Source organism: Kitasatospora sp. NPDC042419 (assembly GCF_056437345.1).
In genome coordinates, this window is sequence record NZ_JBWKAW010000001.1 from 227,715 (window position 1) to 250,395 (window position 22,681).

18 protein-coding genes are annotated in these 22,681 nt (G+C 74.9%); 9 read left to right on the plus strand and 9 right to left on the minus strand.

Features of this window, described 5'->3' with window-relative positions; all coding sequences use genetic code 11:
- Window positions 1-321 precede the first annotated feature (321 nt).
- Complete coding sequence (locus AC067J_RS01050; protein WP_478295841.1) at window positions 322-573, plus strand: hypothetical protein; 252 nt, start codon at window positions 322-324, stop codon at window positions 571-573.
- Window positions 574-707: 134 nt separating this feature from the next.
- Here the strand turns inward: AC067J_RS01050 and AC067J_RS01055 are convergent, their stop codons facing one another.
- Entirely contained in the window at window positions 708-4,250 is a 3,543-nt protein-coding gene (locus AC067J_RS01055) for a helix-turn-helix transcriptional regulator (protein WP_478295842.1), read from the minus strand.
- A 715-nt stretch (window positions 4,251-4,965) separates the two neighbouring features.
- Between AC067J_RS01055 and AC067J_RS01060 the strand changes: the two genes are divergently transcribed.
- From AC067J_RS01060 to AC067J_RS01070, 3 genes are all read left to right on the plus strand, one after another.
- The gene (locus AC067J_RS01060; protein ID WP_478296342.1) at window positions 4,966-5,649 is read left to right on the plus strand and encodes a helix-turn-helix transcriptional regulator; all 684 of its coding nucleotides are present in this window, start codon (window positions 4,966-4,968) and stop codon (window positions 5,647-5,649) included.
- Window positions 5,650-5,917: 268 nt separating this feature from the next.
- Window positions 5,918-7,744 carry a bifunctional metallophosphatase/5'-nucleotidase gene (locus tag AC067J_RS01065; protein WP_478295843.1) on the plus strand — a complete coding sequence of 609 codons (1,827 nt, stop codon included), beginning with the start codon at window positions 5,918-5,920 and terminating at the stop codon, window positions 7,742-7,744.
- Between the two features lie 86 nt (window positions 7,745-7,830).
- Window positions 7,831-8,292 carry a hypothetical protein gene (locus tag AC067J_RS01070; protein WP_478295844.1) on the plus strand — a complete coding sequence of 154 codons (462 nt, stop codon included), beginning with the start codon at window positions 7,831-7,833 and terminating at the stop codon, window positions 8,290-8,292.
- Window positions 8,293-8,368: 76 nt separating this feature from the next.
- Here the strand turns inward: AC067J_RS01070 and AC067J_RS01075 are convergent, their stop codons facing one another.
- Together AC067J_RS01075 and AC067J_RS01080 are read right to left on the minus strand one after the other, a co-directional pair.
- A complete protein-coding gene (locus AC067J_RS01075) occupies window positions 8,369-9,355 on the minus strand; it encodes a BtrH N-terminal domain-containing protein (RefSeq protein WP_478295845.1) in 987 nt (328 codons plus the stop codon).
- Entirely contained in the window at window positions 9,352-10,245 is an 894-nt protein-coding gene (locus AC067J_RS01080; RefSeq protein WP_478295846.1) for a MerR family transcriptional regulator, read from the minus strand. The genes AC067J_RS01075 and AC067J_RS01080 overlap by 4 nt, the downstream gene beginning before the upstream one ends.
- A gap of 247 nt (window positions 10,246-10,492) precedes the next feature.
- Between AC067J_RS01080 and AC067J_RS01085 the strand changes: the two genes are divergently transcribed.
- The 3 genes from AC067J_RS01085 to AC067J_RS01095 all read left to right on the plus strand — a co-directional run bounded on the left by AC067J_RS01085 (window position 10,493) and on the right by AC067J_RS01095 (window position 13,698).
- A complete protein-coding gene (locus tag AC067J_RS01085) occupies window positions 10,493-11,419 on the plus strand; it encodes an NADP-dependent oxidoreductase (RefSeq protein WP_478295847.1) in 927 nt (308 codons plus the stop codon).
- A 51-nt stretch (window positions 11,420-11,470) separates the two neighbouring features.
- Window positions 11,471-12,406 (plus strand): AraC family transcriptional regulator, encoded by a 936-nt coding sequence (locus tag AC067J_RS01090; protein WP_478295848.1) that lies wholly within the window; start codon window positions 11,471-11,473, stop codon window positions 12,404-12,406.
- A 215-nt stretch (window positions 12,407-12,621) separates the two neighbouring features.
- A complete protein-coding gene (locus AC067J_RS01095) occupies window positions 12,622-13,698 on the plus strand; it encodes a hypothetical protein (protein ID WP_478295849.1) in 1,077 nt (358 codons plus the stop codon).
- Window positions 13,699-14,106: 408 nt separating this feature from the next.
- Here the strand turns inward: AC067J_RS01095 and AC067J_RS01100 are convergent, their stop codons facing one another.
- Together AC067J_RS01100 and AC067J_RS01105 are read right to left on the minus strand one after the other, a co-directional pair.
- Window positions 14,107-15,198, minus strand: coding sequence for an NAD(P)/FAD-dependent oxidoreductase (locus AC067J_RS01100; RefSeq protein WP_478295850.1), 1,092 nt, complete (start codon window positions 15,196-15,198; stop codon window positions 14,107-14,109).
- 107 nt (window positions 15,199-15,305) lie between these two features.
- Window positions 15,306-15,764, minus strand: a complete 459-nt coding sequence (locus tag AC067J_RS01105; RefSeq protein WP_478296343.1) for a MarR family winged helix-turn-helix transcriptional regulator — start codon at window positions 15,762-15,764, stop codon at window positions 15,306-15,308.
- Window positions 15,765-15,875: 111 nt separating this feature from the next.
- Here AC067J_RS01105 and AC067J_RS01110 point away from each other — a divergent pair, with 111 nt between their 5' ends.
- On the plus strand, window positions 15,876-16,448 hold the full coding sequence (locus tag AC067J_RS01110; protein WP_478295851.1) for a Uma2 family endonuclease: 573 nt from the start codon (window positions 15,876-15,878) through the stop codon (window positions 16,446-16,448).
- A 49-nt stretch (window positions 16,449-16,497) separates the two neighbouring features.
- Here AC067J_RS01110 and AC067J_RS01115 read toward each other — a convergent pair whose 3' ends face one another.
- The 4 genes from AC067J_RS01115 to AC067J_RS01130 form a co-directional block, all read right to left on the minus strand.
- Window positions 16,498-17,352, minus strand: coding sequence for an SAM-dependent methyltransferase (locus AC067J_RS01115; RefSeq protein WP_478295852.1), 855 nt, complete (start codon window positions 17,350-17,352; stop codon window positions 16,498-16,500).
- Window positions 17,353-17,546: 194 nt separating this feature from the next.
- On the minus strand, window positions 17,547-19,004 hold the full coding sequence (locus AC067J_RS01120) for an aldehyde dehydrogenase family protein (protein ID WP_478295853.1): 1,458 nt from the start codon (window positions 19,002-19,004) through the stop codon (window positions 17,547-17,549).
- Between the two features lie 81 nt (window positions 19,005-19,085).
- Complete coding sequence (locus tag AC067J_RS01125; RefSeq protein WP_478295854.1) at window positions 19,086-19,952, minus strand: helix-turn-helix domain-containing protein; 867 nt, start codon at window positions 19,950-19,952, stop codon at window positions 19,086-19,088.
- A gap of 248 nt (window positions 19,953-20,200) precedes the next feature.
- A complete protein-coding gene (locus AC067J_RS01130) occupies window positions 20,201-21,457 on the minus strand; it encodes an MFS transporter (protein ID WP_478295855.1) in 1,257 nt (418 codons plus the stop codon).
- A gap of 18 nt (window positions 21,458-21,475) precedes the next feature.
- Here AC067J_RS01130 and AC067J_RS01135 point away from each other — a divergent pair, with 18 nt between their 5' ends.
- The gene (locus tag AC067J_RS01135; protein WP_478295856.1) at window positions 21,476-22,576 is read left to right on the plus strand and encodes a winged helix-turn-helix domain-containing protein; all 1,101 of its coding nucleotides are present in this window, start codon (window positions 21,476-21,478) and stop codon (window positions 22,574-22,576) included.
- Window positions 22,577-22,681: the final 105 nt, after the last annotated feature.

Sequence of the window (22,681 nt, forward strand, 5' to 3'; positions counted from 1 at the left end):
GGGGATTGGTGGCCGGGGATCGTGGCCGGGTTGTACGGCGCGGTGGCGCTGTTGGTGCCGGGGGGGCCGAAGGAGCCGCGGGGGGCGCAGGGGTCTCGGGGGGCTCGGGGGTCTCAGGGGTCTCGGGAGGCGGTGACGGCGGGGGGTTCGTCGGGGCCCCTGTCGGGGTCTCCGTCGGTGGCTTCGCTGTTGGAGGAGACGTCGGTCCCGGTGTCGGTGCCGCCGGTCGCCGCGGTTTCGGCGGCTCCGCCGGTCGGGTCGCGGCCGCCGGACCCGTCCCGGCCGTCTCAGCCGCCCCGGCCCCCTGCGGCCTGGCCGGAGTTGGATGCGCTGGCGGCGTTCGTGCGGTCGGCGCCGCTGCCCGCGTCGGCGCGGGTGCCGGTGCTGCTGGACCGGTTGCGCGGTGCGGGGCCGGGGCCGACCACCGAGCCGATCGTGGTGCGCCGGCTGCCGTTGGCGGTGGACGGCTACCTGCGGGCGCGGACCTGGCAGCCGTGGACGCCGAACGGGGCTGATCCGGCGGCGGAGCTGGCGCGTGTGGTGGACGAGATGGCGGCGTTGGTCCCGGCGTAGCCGCGGGTGGGCCGGAGGGGTGGGCGGGGGTCTTCCGCCCACCCCTCCGGCACGCCCGCGCGCTTGTGCGCACGGCACCCGTCCGGTGTGCCCGGCAGCTGTCCGGTACGCCCGGCAGCCGTCCGGCGCGCCCGTCACCCGTCCAGGACGCCCGCCAGTTCCAGCCTCCGCCGTACCCCGAGCTTGCGGAAGCTGTTGGTCAGGTGGGTCTCGACCGTGCGGACGGCGAGGTGCAGCATGGCGGCTATCTCGGCGTTGGAGTGGCCGGCGGCGGCGAGCCGGCAGATCCGCAGTTCGCTGTCGGTGAGTGCTTCGGCGCCGGCGTGTTCGCCGCGGCCGATCCGGGCGCCGGAGGCGCGGAGTGCTTCGAGGGCGGCGGCGCGCTGGCGGACGGCGCCGAGGCGTTCGGCCCGGCCGGCGGCCTCGCGCAGGGCGCGGCGGGCGGCGCCGCGGCGGCCGCCGTCGGCGAGGAGGCGGCCGTAGGTGATCAGGGCGGGGATGAGTTCGGTGTCGAGTTCGGCGCCGCGCAGCAGTTGGACGGCCTCGGCGACGAGGTCGAGGCCGTGGCGTCCGCCGGTGGCGGCGGCGAGGGTGCGCAGGGCCCGGCCGACGGTGCGGGGGGTGCCCCAGACGCGGGCGAGGCGCAGTTCCTCCTCGGCGAGGGCGACGGCGGGGCCGGGTTCGCCGAGTTGGAGGTGGCAGTCGGCGGCGGCGGAGCGCCAGGGGGTGACGATGGGGCTGCGGACCTGTCGTTCGCCTTGGCGTCGTCCGCATTCGAGGAGGTCGGCGAGGGCTTCGGCGGGTTCGCCGGAGGCGAGCCGGAGGAGGCCGCGGGCGTAGAGGTACTCGTTCCATTCCCAGGAGTCCTGGGCGCGGTCGGCGGCGACGGCGCGGGCGAGTCCGTGGGCCTGCCAGAGGCGTCCGGTCTCGACGAGGGCGAGGACGGCCTGGGCGACGAGGTGGGCGTTCTGCTGGCCGAGGAGTTCGGCGTACCGGCCGGGTGAGGTGTCCTCGCCGCCGCGCGGGGTGGTCGTGGTCCGTGCGGTGCCGGTCCTGGGGTGCGGGCCCGTGGTGGTGCCGGTGTCGGGCCAGGCGCCGCTCCACCAGGAGCGGTCGGTGGCGTCGGTGCCGCCCCAGGTGTGGAGCCGGGGCAGTCCGGGCGGTCCCCACGGGGTGGTCCGGGGGACGGGCGGGGCGGGGGGCGCCGGGCGGGGGGCGGGTGGTGTGCGGGGGCCGGGGGCGGTGAGCGCGTAGTCGTCGAGGAGGGCCTGGTACTCGCCGCGCATGATCCTGGTCTCGGCCCGGACGGAGAGCAGGCACTGGTAGCCGGGGTCGAGTGGTCCGCCGCGGTAGGCGGCGAGGCCGCGGACGACGTATTCGTCGGCCTGGTCGAGCTCGTCGCTCCACTGGGCGAGGGTGGCGAGGGAGACCAGGAGGTAGGGGCGGCAGAGCGGGTCGACGTGGGATCCGTCGAGTTCGCCGATCCGTTCGGCGACTTCGACGGCGGAGAGGAGTCCGCTGGTGGCGTCGAACTCGGTGAGCAGTGCGTAGGCGGGCGGGGCGAGCCGGTTGGGGGTGCGGGCGGCGAAGCGCTGGACGCCTTCGACGACCTGGAGCCAGCTGCGGCCGTCGTGGGCGGCGATCTGTGCGGTGGCGGCCTGGACGGCGTGGACGAGGTCCTCGTTGTCGGCGAAGCGGTCGGCGAGTTCTTCCATGAGTTCGAGTGCGGCGGCGGTGTCGCCGCGGGTGGCGAGGACGGCGCCGAGGGTGCCGGCGGCGTGGAAGACGCCTTCGTCGGACTGCTGGAGGTGGACGGCTTCGGCGAGGTGGCGCAGGCCGACGGTGCGTTCGGCGGGGCCGAGGGTGACTTCGAGGCTGCCGAGTTCGGTGAGGAGGAGGCCGCGTTGGCGGTCGCTGAGGGGTTCGGCGAGGACGCGGCGCAGCAGGGTGGCGGCGTCGGCGGGGCGGTCGGCGGCGGCGGCCTTGCGGGCGGCGCGGCGGAGGGTCTCGGTGGCCCAGCGGGGGGTGGGGGCGGTGGCGAGCAGGAGGTGGCCGGCGATGCGTTCGTCGGGGGCGCCGGTGCGGTGGAGGTGTTCGGCGGCGGCGCGGTGGACGTCGGCGCGGTGGCCGGGGCCGTGGCCGGCGAGGACGGCGTCGGCGAGCAGGGGGTGGGCGAACTGGGGCCAGCTGCCGGGGGCGGGGGTGTCGAGGTGTCCGTGGGCGGTGAGGTCGGTGAGCCAGCCGGTGAGCCGGCCGGGGTCGGCGGTGGTGAGGTCGGCGAGGAGGGGGACGAGGTCGGCGTGGGCGGTGCCGGGGGCGGGGGTGGTCGCCGCGGGGTGTTCGCGCATCCGGGCGAGGACGCGGGCGGCGGTGACGGCTTGCTTGCCGCCGCCGTGCAGCCAGGTGTCGACGGCTTCGGCGAAGGCGCTGCCGGGCAGGGCGGCGCAGGTCTCGGGCAGGGTGGTGCGGGTGTTCCGGGGGACGGGGCGGGTGTCGGCCAGGGCGGGGAGCGCGGCGGCGAAGGCTGCGGGCTCGCCTCGGCCGGGGTCGGGGCCGAGGGCGGGGTCCGGTCCGAGGGCGGGGCCGGGAGCCGGCTGCGGGTCCGGCTCCGGCTCCGCGTCCGGCAGCGCGCCCGGCAACGGCACGGGCAGCGGTACCGGCCCCGGTGCCGGCGCCGGCACCGGTATCGCTACCGGGCCGGTTGCGGGCTCGTGCGCGCCGGTGCCGGCGTCGCGGCGCCCCGGCCCCAGCTCGCGCTGCCCCGCAACCGGTTCGTACCGGCCCGGCCCGCGCTCGTACCTGCCGGGGCTCAGCTCGAACCGCCCCGCGCCGGGTTCGTACCGGTCCGCGCCGGGTTCGTACCGGTCCGCGTCCGTCTCGTACCGGTCCGCCCCGGGCCCGTACCGGTCCGGGCCGGGCCCGCGCCACCCGGGCCCGAGGTCGGTGAGGAGGGCGGTGAGGAGCAGCGGGTTGCCGCCGGTGGCGCGGGCGCAGTCGGCGGCGAGGGCGGGGGGTGTGCCGGGGCCGAGGTGTTCCTCGGCGAGCCGGACGGCGGCGGGGGTGCTGAGCGGGCCGAGACGGAGGGTGGCGGCGAGTTCGGCGGGCAGGTCCCGGCCGAACCGGTCGGGCGGGGTGTCGAGGGTGCTCTGGCGACGCTCGGTGACGAGGAGCACGACGGGCAGCCGGTCGATCCGGCGGGCGACCTGGCGCAGCCAGCGGCGGGAGGGTTCGTCGGCGAGGTGGACGTCGTCGACGGCGAGCAGCACGGGGTGGTGGTGGGCGTGCAGGCGGAGCAGGGACCAGAGGGTGGCCTCGGCGGTGTCGGGGTCGGTTCCGCTGCCGGCGCCCTGGGGGTGCGGCGGGCTGCTGTACGGGAAGTGGCCGTAGGGGACGTGGCCGTAGGGGCCGACCGGGGCGGGGCCGGTGTCGAAGAGCTGGCGGGCGGCGGCGTAGGGGGTGGCGGCTTCGTCGGCCGAGCAGCGGGAGCGGAGCACGGTGGTGCCGGCCGCGGCGGCGTGGCGGGCGGCCTCGGCGAGGAGGGCGCTGCGGCCCGTCCCGGCGGCGCCGGTGAGCAGCAGGACGCTGCCGGTGCCGGCGCGGGCGGCCTCGGTGTGGTCGGTGATCCGCCGCAGCTGCGGTTCGCGTTCGGCGAGGCGGGTGGACGTGGCGGTACTCATCCGTGCTCCTCTGCTCTCCCCTCTGCCCTCTCCGGGCGCCCGTCGCTGTCCGAACGGGCAGTCTCTGCCGTTGTATCGGGTAAACAGCTTGACCTCCTATTCACGCGTTCTTCGTGGGGTGCGGTTCTCGCCTCGGCGGACGGGTCCGTCCGGGGCCGTCGGCGCTCGCCCCCGGGTGGTCGGCGGGGCGTGCTCGGGTCCGGCCGGGGGCGCGGGCAGCGGGGCGGGCGCGCGAAAGCGGCTGTGACCGCGGCTGTGACCGTGGGCCCGGGGACGGCTGTGGCCGTGGGCCCGGTCGGAGCCCCCGGGGTGACCTGGGGCCCGGTCGCGGGTGGGACCGTGGCCCCGGTCGGCGGCCCGATCTCGTGGTGGACCACGATGGCCGGGAGCGGTCCCCGGCGGGAAGCATGGAGCCTGTTCCGGGGCACGGGCAGCGCTCCCGGTACGCCGTCGAACGGTTCACCACCCCGCCGAGGGGACGCGGCGCCCGTACGGTTCGGCGTCCCCCCGGCGGGGTGGCCGGACCGGTTTCTCCAGGAGGGGGCCAGATTTGACTGTCCTGCACACCGAGTACGACCGCCGGGTTCCGGCGGGGCGGGCGTCGGCGCCGGTCGCGCGCACCGTTCCGCCGCAACGGCCGGTGGCGTCCCGTTCCGTCGCCGCGGGCCCGGGCCCTCTCGTGGTCCCCGGTGCCGCTTCGGCCGCCCACTCCCAGGTGGCCGCCCCGGCGCCGGTCCGTCCTTCCGGTGGCACCGCGGGTGCCGCCGCGCGGGCGGCCACCGTCCCGGTCGCCGTCCAGGCGGCCGATCCGCTGTCCCGGGCGGGAGCGGAGGCTCAGCTGCGCCGGTTCCCGGGGGTGGCGGTGGTGGATCCGACCGGCACGTCCGCGCCGGGTACGGTCACCGTGCTGGTCACCGAGTCCGCCGACGCCGCCGCCACGGCCGCCCTGCGCCGGCTGGTGCGCGGTGCCGGGCAGCGGGTGGTGCTGGTGGTCGAGCGGATGCGTGAGACCGAGTTGCTGGAGGCCGTGGAGTGCGGCGTGGCCGCGATCCTGTGGCGCCGGGAGGCGACGCCGGAGCGGCTGGGCCGCGCGGTGCTGGCCGCGGCGCGGGGCGACGGGGACCTTCCGGCCGATCTGCAGGGGCGGCTGATCGCCCAGGTGGGCCGGTTGCAGCGGTCCGTCCAGGGGATGCCGGGCCATGCGCCGGCGGGCCTGTCGGAGCGTGAGTCGGACGTGCTGCGGCTGGTCGCGGAGGGGTGGGACACCGGGGAGATAGCGGCCCGGCTGTCGTACTCCGAGCGGACCGTCAAGAACGTGCTGCACGGTCTGACCACGCGTCTGCAGTTGCGCAACCGGGCGCACGCGGTGGCCCACGCGGTCCGCGAGGGCTACATCTAGGGGTTGTCCGACAATTCGCGGTCGGAGACGGTCCGGCCGTGGTTCGGGGGCGCGGGCGGGCGGGTGCAGTACCCGCCCGCCCGCGTCACGAACGAGTCGCCAAGATCTCACCTGTTGGAAAGCTCCGGGGGCTACCCATCGCCGGGGGCGCACGGCACACTTCTACGCGCGTACCTCTACGCGCGTCACCGAGCCTGTGCGCCGTTACCGTCGGCCGTCGTCGGTCGTTGACGATCCGTTTCGCAGTCCCCACCCGGGAGAGTCGTCCATGCCCCTGAACCGCCGTGACTTCGTCGCCCGGTCCGCCGCCACCGCCGCCGGCGCCGCCCTGGCCGGCAGCGCCACCCTCGCCGCCGCCTCCCCGGCCGCGGCCGCCGGCCCGGCGGACACCCGCGCGAAGGGCCGGAACAAGCGGCAGGCCTTCACCGTCATGGGCACCACCGACCTGCACGGCCGGGTGCTCAACTGGGACTACTTCACCGACGCGGTCTACGCCGACAAGGCGCACAACGAGGTCGGCCTCGCCAAGATCTCCACGCTGGCCAAGCAGGTCCGCGAGGAGAAGGGCTGGGACCGCACCCTGCTGATCGACGCCGGTGACACCATCCAGGGCACCCAGCTGACGTACTACTACGCCCGGGTCGAGCCGATCGCCACCGAGGCCGACACCGCGCCCGAGCACCCGATGGCGCTCGCCATGAACACCATGGAGTACACCGCCGCCGCGCTCGGCAACCACGAGTTCAACTACGGCATCGACACCCTGCGCGCCTTCGAGGAGCAGCTCGACTTCCCGCTGCTCGGAGCCAACGCGCTCAACGCCCGCAACGACAAGCCGGCCTTCCCGCCGTACGTGGTCCGCAAGCTGAAGCTGGGCAGCGGCCCGGCGATCAAGGTCGGCATCCTCGGCCTCACCAACCCGGGCATCGCGATCTGGGACAAGGCGAACGTCGCCGGCAAGATGACCTTCCCGGGCATCGTCGAGACGGCGAAGGTCTGGGTGCCCAGGCTGAAGGCGGCCGGCGCGGACGTCGTCGTGGTCGCCTGCCACTCCGGCGTCGACGAGGCCACCTCCTACGGCGACCAGCTGCCGTGGGCCGAGAACGCCTCCGGCGCGCTGGCCGAGCAGGTGCCCGGCATCGACGCGATCCTGGTCGGCCACGCCCACAAGGAGATCCCGCAGCGGCTGATCACCAACAAGGAGACCGGCAAGGCCGTCGTGCTCTCCGAGCCGCTCTGCTGGGGCCAGCGGCTGACCTGCTTCGACTTCGAGGCCGAGCTGGTCGACGGCGCCTGGAAGGTCGTCTCGCTCTCCGCCCGGGTGCTGAACTCCAACACCGTCCCGGAGGACCCGGAGATCGTCGGCCTGATGACCGACCAGCACAAGAAGGTCGTCGAGTACGTCAACCAGGTCATCGGCACGTCGCGAATCGAGCTCTCCATCGCCGAGGCGCCGTTCCGGGACACCCCGATCATCGACCTGATCGGCCGGGTCCAGGCGGACGTGGTCCGCGCCGCGCTGGCCGGCGGCCAGTACGCCAAGCTGCCGGTCCTGGCCCAGGCGGCGCCGTTCAACCGCTCCGCCGTCATCCCGGCCGGCCAGGTCAAGCTGCGCGACGCGGCCGGCCTGTACATCTACGAGAACACCCTGGAGGCCCGCGTCCTGACGGGCGCCCAGGTCAAGGACTACCTGGAGTACTCGGCGAAGTACTACGCCCAGCTCGCCCCGGGTGCGGCGGTCGACAAGGCCACCCTGACCAACGCGCAGAACACCCCCGACTACAACTACGACGCGGTGTACGGCGTCTCGTACGACATCGACATCGCCCAGCCGGTCGGCTCCCGGATCGTCAACCTCAGCTTCGAGGGCAAGCCGATCGACCCGCAGGCCCAGTTCGTCCTCGCGGTCAACAACTACCGTGCCAACGGCGGCGGCAACTTCCCGCACGTCGCGGCCGCCCAGAAGCTGTGGGCCAACTCGGACGAGATCCGCAACGCGATGATCGGCTGGGTGAAGGACAAGGGCGTCATCGACCCGGCCGACTTCCACACCGAGTCGTGGCGCCTGGTCCGCGCGGGGCAGCCGGTCTTCTGACCGTCGCGCGACTCCGGACCGGACAGCCCCGGGGCCCGCACCCCGGGGCTGTTCCCGTCCGCGCCGCACGCGGTTACCGTGTCGGCATGCGCACCCTCGCCACCTGGCCGCTGGACGGCGAACCGCCGGACGTCGTACCGGCCGAGTTCCGGGAGCCCTGCGCGCTGGTCGGGCGGGACCTGCTCCCGGCCGCCGCCGCCGCGCCGCTGCCGCACGGCCTGCACTGGGACCTCTCGGAGGAGTACTACTCGGGCTTCCTGCTGGGGCTGGGCAGCGCGCGGAGCCTGCTGTTCACCTACGAGACGGACCCCTACCTCCCGCCCGGCCGGCTCACCGCCCTGGTGGCGGAGCAGGTCCAGGACCACCTGGCCGGCTACGAGTTCGTCCAGTGGCCGCCCTGCCCGGGCCACTCCCACCTGCTGGCGCCGGCCGCGGACGGGCCGGACGGGGCGGCCTGGTGGCGCTGCCGGACGTCCCGCTCCGGCGTCGCCCGGGTCGGCGAACTGGGTTCCGGCGCAGGGGCGTTCGGGCGGGCGCGGCGGCCATGAGGGCGGCCGCGGTCACGGCGTGACGCTCACCGGACGGGCCCTTCGCCCCCCGGGGGGCACCGGTGCACCGGGTCCCTCACTTCCCCAGCAGGATCAACTCCCCCATCGCCGCCCGCTCCAGGTCCGCCAGCCCGCGCAGCAGCCCGCCCGCCTCGGCCAGTGGCGCCGCCTCCCCGGAGACGCCCGCGGCGGCCACCAGGCGGGCCACCTCCGTCCAACCCCGCGCCGCCTCGGTGTACTTCGCGTGCGCGGTCCGCAGGCGCGGGTCGTCCAGCCGGTCCGCGCACTCACCGAGGAAGTCCCGGTAGAGGTTGCGGAACAGCGCGCCGCCGGTCCCGGCCAGCTCCATCATCCGTGCGGCCTGCGGCAACCGGACGTCCGGCCGGTCGGCGCGGGACAGCCAGCCCGGTACCAGCTTCGCCGCCTTGTCGATGCCCCGGTGCCCGAGGTTGGCGATCGGCGGGTGGAGGAACGCCTCGGCGCAGGCGGTGAGCGCGGGCACCAGCAGCTCGGGCGACAGCTCGGGCAGCAGCGGCGGTTCGCCCCGCAGGGCGAGCGTGAACGAGCGGTTCCGCGCCGTCATCGGACCGCGTTCGGCGCGCGCCGCCGCCAGCGAGGCCAGGCTGGTGGTGACGGCGCCGCCCTGCTGCCCGGTGTCGACGAGGTGCGCGCTGCGCCCGTCGTGGCCGGTCATCGCGACGACGTGCCCGCCGAAGTGGACCTTCGAGGTGAAGTACTCCAGGTGGTAGCTGTCCAGTTGGAGTCCGACCGGCCGGCCGGCGTCGAGTTCGGCGGCGACGTTCTCCCAGGCCCGGCGGGCGGAGCCGGTCTCCTTGACCACCAGCTCCAGCCCGAGCCGGTCGGCGAGGTTCCGGGTCAGCTCGAACGGCTTGACCCGGCCGCCGAGGAACGGGAAGTCCAGGCCCTTGCCGTCCCAGTAGACGAACGACAGTCCGGCCCCGAGCCCGAACAGCATCGGTTCGGACAGGTCCAGTCCCTCGTGGCGCAGCAGCACCCCCAGGGCGGTCGTCTCGCAGTGCTGCGTTCCGCGCTGTTCCGTCATCTCGCGTCCTCCTCGACTCGTACGATCAAGCGGGTCATCCATTCGCCTACCGGCGCCTCCCCGGGCCCGACCAGGTACGCCTCCCGGACCGGCGCCACCGGGCGCAGCCCGCGTTCGTGCACGGCGGAGAGCAAGGCGTGGTAGGCGAGCGGGAGTTGGGTGTACGGGCCGTGGTGCACGGTCTCGACGACCGGCCCGCCGGGCAGGAGCTCGTACGCGGGGCCCGCCCGTCCGCCCGCCGTCTCCCCCGCTTCCGCCGTCGCCCCTGCCGCCGTCGTCTCCTCCGCTTCCGCCGGCTCCCCCGCTTGAGCCGACTCTCCCTCCTCCGCCGTCTCGGCTCCGACGGCGATCCGCATCCCGTCCGCCAGGTCCAGCGGGAACAGCCCCCAGAGCGGCGGCCGCCAGCGGGTGCCGTCCAGCCGGGCCAGCAGCCGCCCGACGCACTCGCCGACCCGCTCCCCCAGGTCGGCGGGCCCGGCCGTCGCCCGGACCACGGCCAGCCGCCGGTCCGGCTCCCGACCGGGGACGACCTCGTAGCCGGGCAGGCCGCCGCCGTCCGCGAGGCGTTGCAGCAGGTCCAGCCGGGCCCGGTCGCGGGTGATCCGCTCGGCGACGCGGTCGCGTTCGGCGCGCAGCAGGCGGGCGCGGTCCGGTGCGGTGGCGGACAGGGTGGCCGCGATCACCGCCAGCGGGAGGTCGAGTTCGCGCAGCAGGGCGATGGTGAGGGCGTCGCGGGCCTGGTCGGGCGCGTAGTAGCGGTAGCCGGTGGCGGTGTCGACCCGGGTGGGGGCGAGCAGGCCGGTCTCGTCGTAGTGGCGCAGCTGTTTGACGCTCAGTCGGCAGAGGCGGGCGAAGCGCCCGATGGTGAGGAGTTCGTCTCGGTCCGGCACCCCTTCATCGTGGACCCTCCCCCCGTGGGAGGGTCCACCGCGGTGGGGCCCGCCACGCCGCCGGCCGGCCGAGGCTGCCGGGCGGCGAGACGCCGGGACATCTTCCGGAGACAGCAGGATATTCATCCGCGCTTCCGGTCTTCCTACTGTTGGACCCGTCACCGACGGATCGCTCCGAGCGGATCCCGGCAGAGCCCGGCGGATCCCGGCGGAGCCCCACAGAGCCCCACAGAGAAGGAAGAGTCCCATGCGCGCAGTCATCCAGAAGTCCTTCGGCGGTCCCGAGGTCCTGGAGGTCGTCGAGACCGACCGGCCCGCGCCGCTCGGCGCCGAGGTCCTCGTCCGGGTCCACGCCAGCGGCGTCAACCCGGTGGACGCGGCGGTCCGTTCGGGCGTGTACCCGCTGCTCGGCGAGCCGCCGTTCGGGGTCGGCTGGGACATCTCGGGCGTCGTCGAGGAGGTCGGCCCGGGCGCCCGGTTCAAGCCGGGCGACGAGGTGTTCGGGCTGCCGTTCTTCCCGCGGGCCGCCACCGGCTACGCCGAGTACGTGGCCGTGCCGTCCCGCCAGGTGGCCCGCAAGCCGGCCTCGCTGGACCACGTGCAGGCGGCGGCCCTGCCGCTGGCCGCGCTGACCGCCTGGCAGGGCCTGGTGGACGCGGCGCAGCTCTCCGAGGGGCAGCGGGTGCTGATCCACCGCGCGGCGGGCGGCGTGGGCCACCTCGCCGTCCAGATCGCCAAGGCCCGGGGCGCGTACGTGATCGCGCTGGCGAGCGAGCCGAAGCACGGGTTCGTGCGCGGGCTCGGCGCCGACGAGGTGATCGACTACCGGGCCGACGACCACCTCAAGGCGGTCGGCGAGGTGGACGTGGTGTTCGACTCCTCCTCGCAGGGCACCGCCTCGCTGGAGGTGCTGCGGCCGGGCGGCGTGCTCGTCTCGATCATGGAGCACTGGAACACCGCGCTCGCCGCCGAGGTCGAGGCCGCCGGGCGGCGGTTCGCGGGCATCTCGGTGGAGCCGGACTACGCCTCGCTGGAGGCGATCGCCGCGCTGGTCGACGAGGGCCTGATCCGCCCGCACGTCGCCGACACCTTCCCGCTGGAGGAGGCCGGCAAGGCGCACGAGCTGATCGGCTCGGGCCGGACCCAGGGCAAGATCGTCCTGACCGTCGCCTGAGCCTAGGCTGGCGGGCGTGACGGGAGTGCCGTACGAGACCGGAGGGAAGACGTGGACATCCTGACCGAGGCGTTGGGCTCGATGCGGACGGGGCAGCCGACGTCCGTCCGTACCGAGGGGCGGGCGCCCTGGGGGCTGCAGCTGCCTCCGGTCGCCGGCGCGGGGTTCCACGTGGTGCTGTACGGGACGTGCTGGCTGGTCCCGCTGGAGGACGCGCCCGGGCTGGCGCCGATCGCGCTCAGCCCGGGGGACGTGGTCTTCCTGCGGGACGGCCGCGGCCACGTCCTGGCCGACCACCCGTCCACCCCGGCCGTCCCCGAGCGGCCGGACCAGTTCCGGCCGAGCCTGCCGATCGGCACGGTCTCCATCGGCGGCGACGGGCCGCGCACCAGCCTGCTGTGCGGCAACTACCACCTGGACCAGGGACGCCCGCACCCGCTGGTGCGCCAGCTGCCGGAGATCATCCACCTGCCGACCCGGCACGGTCGGCACCCCGAACTGAGCGCGGCCGTCCAGCTGTTGGGCGCCGAGCTGGAGAACCCCCGGATCGGCTCGACCGGCATCGTGCCCGCGCTGATCGACTCGCTGCTGCTCTACATCCTGCGCGCGTGGTTCGAGGACCAGCCGCCCGCCACCGCCGCCGGCTGGGCGGCGGCCCTCGGGGACGCGGCCGTCGCCCCGGCGCTCACCGCCATCCACGAGGCACCGTCCACCGCGTGGACGGTGGAGTCCCTGGCCTCCCGCGTGGGACTGTCCCGGGCGGCCTTCGCCCGCCGCTTCACCAACCTCGTCGGCGAGCCCCCGATGGCCTACCTCACCCGCTGGCGGATGACCACGGCCGCGCGTCTCCTGCGCGAGTCGGAGGCCCCGCTCACCACCGTCGCCGCGCAGACCGGCTACGGCTCGGAGTACGCGTTCGCCAAGGCGTTCAAGCGCGAGTACGGCCAGGCCCCGGGCGGCTACCGGCGCGAGGCCCGCGCAGCCTGACCCGGCCCGCCCGGTCCCGGCCCGGACCCGGCCGGGCGCCCGACCGGGCAGCCGTGCAGCCGTGCAGGCACGCACGGACTCCCGGTTGCACGGGCTCGCCGACACCCGGACGCCCGGCCGCCCGGCCCCAGGCCCAGGCGGAAAACCGTTGGCCGCCCGCGCGCCCGGCGGTGCACAATCCGCCTGTCGAGCGCGGCGCGGCGGGGGGAGTGTGCGTGGCCGATGTGTTCGCCTGCGCGGGGTGCGACGCCCCGCTGACGGTGCCCGTGTCGCGGATCGCGTGGCCCGCGCACGCCCGCTGCCCGCACGGGGACAGGTCACTGCGGCCGCTGATGGAACCGGGGACGTACACCGTGGACCCCGAGCCCTTCGGGCCACCGTGGCGGCCGTGGAGCGAGGTCGGCCCGGACGAGGCGGAGGCACTCGGCATCCACGCGCCCGTCCACCGCCTCTCCTTCGGGCCGCGGGGCGCAATCGGCGTCGCACCGGGCGACACCCGCGGCACCGCGCTGATCCCGGAGCGGGACGAGGGCCACTGCTGCGGGCTCACCGGGACGGGCGGCCCGAACCTCGCCTGCACCCGCTGCGGGCTGGCGGTGGGGAGCCTCGTCGACGACTGCTACCTCTGGCAGGCGGTGTGGCTCGCCCCCGGCGCCGTACGCCGCCTCCCCTCCACCGCTCCCGGCCGCCCGGCCGTCGGCTGGGCGGACCTCGCGCACGAGCATCCGGCCGTTCCGCCGCTCGATCAGTGCGGCTGGTGGAGCCCCGAGTGGGAAGCCGCGGTCGCCGTGGCGCTGGCCCACCTGCTGGTGGCCTCGGCGGGCGAGCCCGTGGCCGTCCCCGCCGGGCTCCTCTCCCGCACCTTCGGTCGCGCCCTCGGCCGGCTCCTGCCGTCCGGGCCGCCCACGCGGCGGCTGGCCCTGGCGGGCCCCGGCCTGCCCGACCCCGGTCCCGGGTCCGACCCCGCACGCCCCGACATCGTGCTCGTCCCGCGGCATCCGCAGACCGGGCACGTCTGGCAGCCGCCCGGCACGGCCGCCGCCGTGCCGCTGGCCGCCGAGGTGTGGCTGCACCTGGCCTTCCACAACGAGCGGCCGATGGCCCCGGCGACCGGCGGGCTGCCCTCCGGCGTGCTCCGCGACGATCCACCGCCGCCACCCCCGGCGTGGCTGTTCCGGCCCGCTCCCCAGGCCTTCCTCGGCACGCTCGCGCGCCTGCCCGCCGTCCGGCTCCCGTGGCTGCGCGCGGTCTACGACGGCCTGAACACCGCCCCGCACGCGCGGCCGCTCTGAGGTGCGCCGTCCCGTCCGACCCCCTTCGGGCCCGGCCCCCGGAGCAGGAAGTCGGACCGGCCGACTTCCTGCTCCGCCTCCCCGGCCGGGCATACGCCGCCTCCCCGGCGGAGGTCCCGCCACGACCGCCTCCCCGGGCACCCCGCTTACCGGCACGCCGAGGCGCCGGAGGAGGCGCTGACGCTGCGGGACCTGAGCTTCGGCGTCGCGGCCGGAAAGCCCACCGCCGTGGTCGGGCCGTCGGGCGCGGGCAAGACCACCATCACCCAGCCGGCGCCCCGGCCGTACGACCCCACCCACGACCCGGGGCCCACGCCGTCCGGCGAGCCGCGGTCCGGACGGAGCGGGCGAACCTCCCGCCCGGGAGGCCCGCCTCAGGCCCGGCCGAAGCCCCGCTCAGGCCCCGCCTCAGGCCCGGCCGAACAGTTCGGCGAAGCGCCCGGTGAACAGGTCGGCGCCCTTGTACTCCGCGACCGTGGCCGCCGGGACGGCGGACGGCCCGTCGGGGCCAGGCAGTTGGCCGACGCCGCCGCGCGGGCCGAGCGGCAGCAGGATCGCCGGGTCGGCCGAGGGCTGGTAGACCGCCTCGGCGGGCTCACCCTTCAGCTGGGCGAGGATGTTCTGCGCGACGACCTCGGCGTGCCGGATCGCGTGCCCAGCCATCTTGGCCTCGGCGACGTCGGTGAGGTCGCCGACGGCGTACACGTGCGGGTGGCCGTCGACGGCGAGGGTCTCACCGACCCGGACCTGCCCCTGTTCGGTGCGCTCCACCAGCCGGCCGTCGGCGAGGTAGTCGCTGTTGATCCGCACGCCGTACGCGCGGAACCAGATGTCGGCGGTGAGTTCCTCCCCGTCCGTGGTGGCGACGGTGAACTCCCCGGCCCGGCCGTGCCCGGTGGCGGGCTCCCCGGCGAGACCGGTGCCCAGCCGCAGCCGTACGCCCAACTCGTCCAGCTGCCGGTGCAGTTCCTCGCGCACCTCGGACCGGAAGGCCGGCAGCAGCCGGTCGGTCGGGTCGACGACGGTGACGTCCTTCTCCGGCCAGACCTCCTTGATCTCCCCGGCGAGCTCCAGCCCGACCGGGCCGGCGCCGACGATCAGGACCCGGGCGGCGGAGGCCAGTTCCTTGTGGGTCCCGCGGAGCTGCTCCAGCGCCTCGCCGGTGGATTCGGCGGCCGGCTTGGCCGGGTAGGCGTAGCTGGAGCCGGTGGCCAGCACGAGGTAGTCGGCCTCGACGCGCCGCCCGGAGGCCAGGGTGACGCCGCCCGGGTCCACCGAGGCGGCGCGGTCGCGGATCACCTCGCCCCGGGCGAGCAGCGTGTCGAACGGGAAGAAGATGTTTCCGGCCCAGTCGGGCTGGGCCAGGGCCCGAAGCGATCCGGCCGCGTTGACGAAGGCGTCGCGCGGGTCGATCAGGACGACGTCGGCCTCGGCGTCGAGGGCCTTGGCCACCGCGGATCCCCCGTAGCCCCCGCCGATCACCACAACGGTACGACTCATGTTCCCTTGCCCCCAAAGCAGAATAGAGCTGCAGTTCGCACTACGAACCTATTAGTTCGTTTCGCGAACTGCAACCCCTATCCGCTAGAACCGCGCGGAGTCGAACCTCAGCAGGAACGCCCGGCGCAGCTCCCCTCGTCCGGCTCGCCGAAGACCTCGGGCACCTTGTTGTCCAGCACGACCCGGCCGAGCAGCTCGGTCAGCGCCTCCCGCTCGTCGGGGGCCAGCCCGTCCGGCAGCGCCTCGATCCGCCGGCAGGTCTCGGCGTGGAACTCCTCGGCCAGCGCCGCCCCCTCGGGCGTCAGCCCGACCAGCACCGCCCGCGCGTCCCCCGCGCAACTCTCCCGCTGCACCAGCCCGTTGCGCTCGGTGCGGTCCACCAGCCCGGTGAGGCTCGACTTGGCCAGCCGCAGGATCGAGCCCAACTCGCCCATCACGTACGACCGCCCCATCAGCACGCAGAGCAGTTGCCCCTGCTGCGGCGTGAGCCCGTGGTCCCGCGCCGACTCCACGTACACGGCGTCCACCAGGAACGCCGCCCGCACCAGCGCCCCCACGATCCCGATCCGGCCGTCCCCACTGTTGTCCACCCACCCAGACTAACAGCCGCGCATCGTACAATTCGTGACACGAACTACTTTCCGCCCGGGACGTCGCCGGAACGGGAGAATGCCCGCATGCCCGAACCGCACCCCCACGACCGGCAGGCCCGGCTGCTGGCCTACGCCCGGAGCCTGACCCCGCCGCCGGGCTGGAAGACCGAAGTGTCCGGCGACCAGATCGTCATCACCGCCGGCCCCTCGGTGATCCACCAGCGGAACCTGCTCCTCGTCCGCCGCCGGTTCGACGCCCACTGCCCCGCCGACCTGATGCCCAGCGAGAACACCGACCTCGCCTCGCCCCGCACCGGCAGGCTCCGCAACCCGGACCTCACCTACATCCCGGTCGCCGCCGTCGAGTTGGGCGGCAACCAGGTCCCCGCCGAACTGGCCGCGATCGCCGTGGAGGTCGTCTCCCCTTCCAACCCGGAGAACGACCTGGTCGGCAAGGTCCGCGACTACCCGCTGATGCACATCCCGCTGTACCTCGTGATCGACCCGCGCGAGGGCACGCTCACCCTCCACTCCGAGCCCGACGGCAACGGCTACCACCGGCAGTGGACCGGCAGGTTCGGCGACGGCGTCCCCGTCCCGGCGCCGTTCTCCTTCGAGCTGACCACCGCCGAACTGCTCCGCTACCCGTCTGCCTGAACGGCGCCGGGCCCCGGGACGCCCGGGGCCGCCGCGCCGCTCCCCCCTCCTACCGCTTCTCGCCGACGCCCGCCCAGATGCCCACCTGGGAGTCGGTGGGCTGCTCGGGCCGGTCGGGGCGCCAGAGCGGGGCGGTGACCAGGCCCGGCTCGGCCAGCTCCAAGCCGTCGAAGAAGCGCAGCACCTGCGCGCGGCTGCGCATGGTCAGTTGGGCGGAGGCGCTGCGGTAGACGGCCGGGCCTCGGGAGGCGTCGGCGTCGGGGGTGAAGTCGAGGGTGCCGTGCGACAGGACGAGGCGGCTGCCGGCCGGCAGCGCGTCCACCAGGGTGCGGACGATGCCGTACGGGTCGTCCTGCTCGTCGACGAAGTGCAGTACGGCGACCAGCAGCAGGCCCACCGGCTCCCCCGAGTCCAGGGCCTGGCGCACCTCGGGGGTCGCCAGGATCGCCTCGGGGTCGCGCAGGTCGGCCTGGACGACGGAGGTGCTCCCGGGGGCGGCCCCGCTGAGCAGGGCGCGGCCGTGGACGAGCACGATCGGGTCGTTGTCCAGGTAGACCACGCGCGCGTCGGGGTGCACCTGCTGGGCGATCTCGTGGGTGTTGCCGGCGCTCGGGATGCCGGTGCCGATGTCGACGAACCGCCGGATGCCCTCGCTGGCGAGCTGCCGCACGGCGCGGCCGAGGAAGGAGCGGTTGGCGACCGCGCTGATCCGCACCAGCGGGCTGATCGCCAGGACCTTCTCCGCCGCCTCGCGGTCGGCGGGGAAGTTGTCCTTGCCGCCGAGGTAGTAGTCGTACATCCGGGCGGGGTGCGGGACCTCCGGGCGGAGGTCGGCGGGCGGTCGCGCCTCGTCGCCGTCACCGCCGACGAACCAGTCCCGGCCGATCTCCTGAAACTCGGTCATTCCCGATACCCCCTGGGTCCGTTCCGGTCATATGCCGGGCAGCATAGGCCATCCGCCGTACACCCACGGAAACAAGGTGGAACCCGGCCTTCCTCCTCCACAGCGGAGGCCGACCGGGTCCACGTCGTCGCACCGGCGCCGGGCCGGCACCGGCCCACCGGAGCCGTCACGCCGGCGGCGGCTCGGAACGGGAATCAGAACGGGAAGCGGCTGCGCCCGTGCTGGATCGAGATCCACTTCACCGTGGTGAACGCGTCCACCGTGGACTCGCCGTTCAGCCGGCCGACACCCGAGTTCTTCTCGCCGCCGAACGGCACGATCGCCTCGTCCGCGATCGTCCCGTCGTTGACGTGGATCATCCCGGTCTCGATCCGCTGCGCCACCCGCACGCCGCGCTCGACGTCGGCGGTGTGCACCGCGCCGCTGAGCCCGAACGGGGTGTCGTTGGCGATCCGCACCGCCTCGTCCTCGCCGTCGAACGGCACCACCAGCACCACCGGCCCGAACAGCTCGCGCCGCAGGATCGGCGCGTCGGCCGGCAGGCCGCCGAGGACGACCGGGTCCATCAGGCTGCCGCTGGTCTCGCCGCGCAGCAGCGCGGTCGCGCCGGCGGCGAGCGCCTGGTCGACCTCGGCGCCGATGGCGGCGGCCTGGACGGGGTTGATCAGCGGGCCGATCTGGGTGGCCGGGTCCTTCGGGTCGCCGACCTTCAGGGTGGCGGTCTTGGCGACGAACTTGGCGGTGAACTCCTCGGCCACGCTGCGGTCGACGAGGATGCGGTTGGCGGCCATGCAGACCTGGCCCTGGTGGGCGAAGCGGCTGAACACGGCCGCGTCGACCGCGTAGTCGAGGTCGGCGTCGTCGAGCACGATGAGCGCGCTGTTGCCGCCCAGCTCCAGCACGGTCCGCTTGAAGTGCGAGGCGGCGACCGTGGCGACGTGCCGGCCGACCTTGTCCGAGCCGGTGAAGGAGATCACCTTCGGGACGGGGTGCTCGATGAACGCGTCGCCGATCTCCGCGATGTCCGTGACCACCACGTTGAACAGGCCGGCGGGCAGGCCCGCCTCCTCGAAGATCCTGGCGAGCAGGGTGCCGCCGACGACCGGGGTCTCCTGGTGCGGCTTGAGCACCACGCCGTTGCCCAGCGCGAGGGCGGGCGCCACGGCCTTGACCGAGAGGAACAGCGGGAAGTTGAACGGGCTGATCACGCCGACCACGCCCACCGGCAGGCGGTAGAGCCGGTTCTCCTTGCCGTCCACCGGCGAGGGCAGCAGCCGGCCCTCGGAGCGCAGCGCCAGCTGCATCGACTCGCGCAGCATGTCCTTGGTGAGGGCGAGTTCGAACCCGGCCTTGAGCGCGGTGCCGCCGAGCTCGGTCATGATGGCCTCGGTGATCTCCTGCTCGCGCTCCTCGACGATCCGCAGCGCACGCTCGAAGACCAGCCGGCGGGCGTACGGGTTGGTGGCCGCCCACTCCTTCTGCGCCCGCTCGGCGGCCCGGTACGCCTGGTCGACCTCGTCGACGGTGGCGACGGTGATGGTGGCGATCTTGTCACCGGTGAACGGGTCGACGTCGACGATGTCCCAGGAGCCGCTGCCAGTGCGCCACTCGCCGTCGATGTACTGCAGCGCCAACTCGGAAAGGTACGACATCTGAGTCCCTCTCGTGCCGATTCGGGAACGCTCGCAAGAGGTTCGCGATCAGATCTGATCGAGGCTCATCGTACTTACCGTCTACAGCTCTTGGCGTACGGAGCGAAGAAGTTCTCGTGTCAGCTCCGGGGAGAGGCTGTCGGCCAGCAGGCCGTCCATCGCACCGGCGTACTCGGCCACCTCGGCGGGCTTGTCCAGGTACAGCGCGGTGGTGAACTGCTCCAGGTAGACGATGTCCGGCAGGTCCTGCTCGTCGAAGGTCAGCACCGAGAACGCGCCGCCCTCCGCGCGCAGCCCGCCGAAGCCCAGCGGCATCACCTGGAGCACCACGTTGGGCAGTTCGGTCAGCTCCAGCAGCCGGTCGACCTGCGCCCGCATCAGCTCCGGTCCGCCCCAGGGGCGGCGCAGCACGGCCTCGTCCAGCACGGCGAGCAGCCGGGGCGCCCGCTCGGCGGTCAGCACCGCCTGCCGCTTGAGCCGCACTTCGACCCGGCGCTCGATCTCCTCGGCCTCGGTGACGTGCCCGCCGTGGGTGATCACGGCGCGTGCGTAGTCGGCGGTCTGCAGCAGCCCGTGCACGAACTGCACCTCGTAGCTGCGGATCAGGGTGGCCGCCTCCTCCAGCCCCAGGTAGTTCTGGAACCAGCCCGGCAGCACGTCCCCGTAGCCCTGCCACCAGGAGGTGGCGTTGGCGGCCCGGACCAGCCCCAGCACCGAGTCCCGTTCCTGCTCCGCCTCGACCCCGTACAGCGTCAGCAGGTCGGCGACGTCGCGTTCCTTGAAGCCGACCCGGCCGAGTTCCATCCGGCTGATCTTCGACTCGGAGGCCCGGATCGAGTACCCGGCCTCCTCGCGGCTGACTCCCCTCGCCTCCCGGAGCCGGCGCAGCTGTGACCCCAGCAGCAGACGCCGCACCGTGGCACCGCCACCCGCTTGAGTCGCACTCATCGCCTCAACCTCCGCACCTCGCGCAGCCCCCCGGCCGTGGGCCGCAGTCTTCCATCAGGGACCGACAAACAACAGTCCTCGGTACGCCCCCGCGGACAGCCTGCCCGGCGCGGTCTCCAGCGGCCCGGCCGCCGCCGGCTCCGTGCCCCGGACCGACCCGGAACCCGGACACGCGCGGTAGTTGCACCGTAGCTGCTCGGATTGCACTCTAGCCGCCGGACGGCCCGCTGGACATCCCCGGACCCCGGTCAGCGCAGGCGTTCCAGCCGCAGCAGGGCCGGGACCGCGGCGAGGCTCAGGACGATCAGGAGGACCCAGGGCAGCGCGGCGCCGTGGCCGAGGAGGAGGGTGAGGAGTCCGGGGGCGACGGCCTGGCCGATGTTCCAGGAGAGCTGGTAGACGGCGAGGTAGCGGCCGCGGCGGGCCGGGTCGGCGAGCGAGACGGAGAGCTCCTCGGCGTAGGGGGTGGAGACGGTCTCGGCGAGGTTGTAGACGGTCATCGCCAGGTAGAGGCCGGCCAGGACGGCCCAACCCGGGGCGGCGGCCACGGCGGCGAAGAGGGTGAAGGCGAGGGCGTTGAGCAGGGCGCCGGCGGCGACCACCCGGGTCGGCCGGAACCGTTCCAGCCGGCGGGCGACGGCGCTCTGGGTGAGCACCACCTGGACGCCGTTGAGGACGAGCAGCGACCCGGCCACCCAGGCCTCGCGGTGCAGGCCCTCGACCAGGTAGACGGCCAGCAGCATGCTGATGATCATCGAGCCGAAGACGAAGGTGAGGTTGATCCCCACCAGCAGCAGGTAGCGCCGGTCCCGGAGCACCGCCCGGTAGCCGCCGCGCTCGCGGGCGGCGGGGGCCCCGGCCGCCGCATCAACACCCGCACCCGCGTCCGCACCCGGGGCGGCCGCCGGCCGCCAGGAGGCCAGCATGGCCGCCGCCAGGCCGAAACTGACGGCGTTGAGGACCACCAGCGCCCGCAGCCCGCCCGTCCCGCCGCCGGCCACCAGGACGGCGCCCAGCGCCCCGCCGAGCCCCATGCCGGTGTTGCGCAGCGTCTGGACCAGGGCGAACCACCGGGTCCGCTCGCCCTCGGCCGAGGCGAGCACCACCAGGCCGCTGCTGGAGGTCCAGTAGCCGACGTGCCCGATCTGGGCCAGCAGGCAGACCAGCACGATCTGCCACAGCTGCCCGGCGAACAGGTAGCCCGTGAACGCGACGGCGGAGAGCGCGTTGCCGGCGGACGCCGTGGCCCGGGCGCCGTAGCGGTCGATCAGCGGCCCGACGACGATCGCGGTGGGCAGCGCCAGCAGCCGGGCGGCGGAGACGGCGGCGCCGATCGCCGCCACCGTCAGGGAGGTGGTGCGGGCGAAGTAGACGAGGGTGAAGGCGAGGATCAGGCCGGTGCCGAGGCTGTCCACGAGGTGGGCGGCGATCAGCCGGTGGCGGCCGGTGGTGGCGGGGAGCCCGAGGCGGTCCCGGAGTGCGGCAGGCGCAACGGTGGTGGTCATGGGAGGAGCCTTTCGGCGATGATCGTCGACGCCCAGAGATTCCATCCCCGTCGAATCCTCGCCTCCCGACCCCGCCCGACCCCGCCGACCCCGCCGACCCCGCCGACCCCGCCGACCCCGCCGACCCCGCCGGAGGCCCTCGTGCTCACCCTGGACTTCTCCGCCCAGGACGTCGCCGCCACCCGGTTCACCTGCTCCCGACTCCTGGAGGTGGTGACCAGCGTCCAGGTCCTCAAGGACCCGGGCGCCAAGGCCGTCCACCTGCCGTGGGTGCGCCGTACCCGGGAGCGGCTGGCCGCCGCCGGCGTCCGCTACGAGCTGCTCTCCCAGCTGGTCCCGATGCCGGCCTGGCACCTGCCGGAGTTCCTCGTCCGGATGCCGGCCGCCACCGCGCCCGACCTGGAGGCCGAGCTGGCCGTCCTGGCCGCCACCACGCCCGCCGTCGTCCGCGCCGACCTGGCTCCGCTCGCCGAGCCGCTGCCCCCGCTGGTCGCCGCGCTGCGGGCCGACCCGGAGGCCGGCATCGCCCGGCTGGTGGCCGAGGTCCGGGCGTACTGGGCGGTGGCCGTCGAGCCGTACTGGCCCCGGATCGAGCGGCTGGCGGAGGGCGAGATCCTGTACCGGGCGCGGCGGATGGCGGCGGCCGGGCCGGCGGCGCTGTTCGAGGGCCTGCACCACAAGGTGAGCTGGCAGGACGGCCGGCTGACGGTGGCCCAGCGCCGGTACGACATCGAGCGGCGGCTGGACGCCGGGCGCGGGCTGGTGCTGGTGCCGTGCGCGTTCGTCTGGCCCGGCATGGTCTGGCAGGCCGGGGACACCGGCCAGCCCGGCCTGGTCTACCCGCCCCGGGGCGTGGCCACGCTCTGGGAGACCGTGGGCGCCGCCGTCCCCGACGGCCTGGCCCGGGTGATCGGCGGCACCCGCGCCCGGCTGCTGGCCGAGCTCTCCGCCCCCGCCTCCACCACCGAGCTGGCCGCCCGCACCGGCCTCTCCCCCGCCAACGTCTCGCACCACCTCACGGCGCTGCGCGGGGCCGGCCTCACCGCCCGCCACCGCACCGGCCGGACCGTCCTGTACGCCCGCACGGAGGCGGCCGAACTGCTCCTGGACGTGCGGTAGGGCGTGTCTGACAATCCGCGTCGCATCAGCGCGCGGCGGGAATTGTCAGACACGCCCTAGCCGGTCCCGGCCGGCCGAGGACGCACAGCGGCGCCTGCCCTCAAA

Excerpts from the sequence above, each read along its gene's own strand:
- AC067J_RS01075 (WP_478295845.1), bottom strand. The coding sequence starts at position 9,355 with ATGACGGAACAGCGCGGAACGCAGCACTGCGAGACGACCGCCCTGGGG.
- AC067J_RS01135 (WP_478295856.1), top strand. The coding sequence starts at position 21,476 with ATGATCGTCGACGCCCAGAGATTCCATCCCCGTCGAATCCTCGCCTCC.
- AC067J_RS01125 (WP_478295854.1), bottom strand. The coding sequence starts at position 19,952 with ATGAGTGCGACTCAAGCGGGTGGCGGTGCCACGGTGCGGCGTCTGCTG.
- AC067J_RS01120 (WP_478295853.1), bottom strand. The coding sequence starts at position 19,004 with ATGTCGTACCTTTCCGAGTTGGCGCTGCAGTACATCGACGGCGAGTGG.
- AC067J_RS01085 (WP_478295847.1), top strand. The coding sequence starts at position 10,493 with ATGCGCGCAGTCATCCAGAAGTCCTTCGGCGGTCCCGAGGTCCTGGAG.
- AC067J_RS01115 (WP_478295852.1), bottom strand. The coding sequence starts at position 17,352 with ATGACCGAGTTTCAGGAGATCGGCCGGGACTGGTTCGTCGGCGGTGAC.
- AC067J_RS01130 (WP_478295855.1), bottom strand. The coding sequence starts at position 21,457 with ATGACCACCACCGTTGCGCCTGCCGCACTCCGGGACCGCCTCGGGCTC.
- AC067J_RS01065 (WP_478295843.1), top strand. The coding sequence starts at position 5,918 with ATGCCCCTGAACCGCCGTGACTTCGTCGCCCGGTCCGCCGCCACCGCC.
- AC067J_RS01100 (WP_478295850.1), bottom strand. The coding sequence starts at position 15,198 with ATGAGTCGTACCGTTGTGGTGATCGGCGGGGGCTACGGGGGATCCGCG.
- AC067J_RS01070 (WP_478295844.1), top strand. The coding sequence starts at position 7,831 with ATGCGCACCCTCGCCACCTGGCCGCTGGACGGCGAACCGCCGGACGTC.
- AC067J_RS01055 (WP_478295842.1), bottom strand. The coding sequence starts at position 4,250 with ATGAGTACCGCCACGTCCACCCGCCTCGCCGAACGCGAACCGCAGCTG.
- AC067J_RS01110 (WP_478295851.1), top strand. The coding sequence starts at position 15,876 with ATGCCCGAACCGCACCCCCACGACCGGCAGGCCCGGCTGCTGGCCTAC.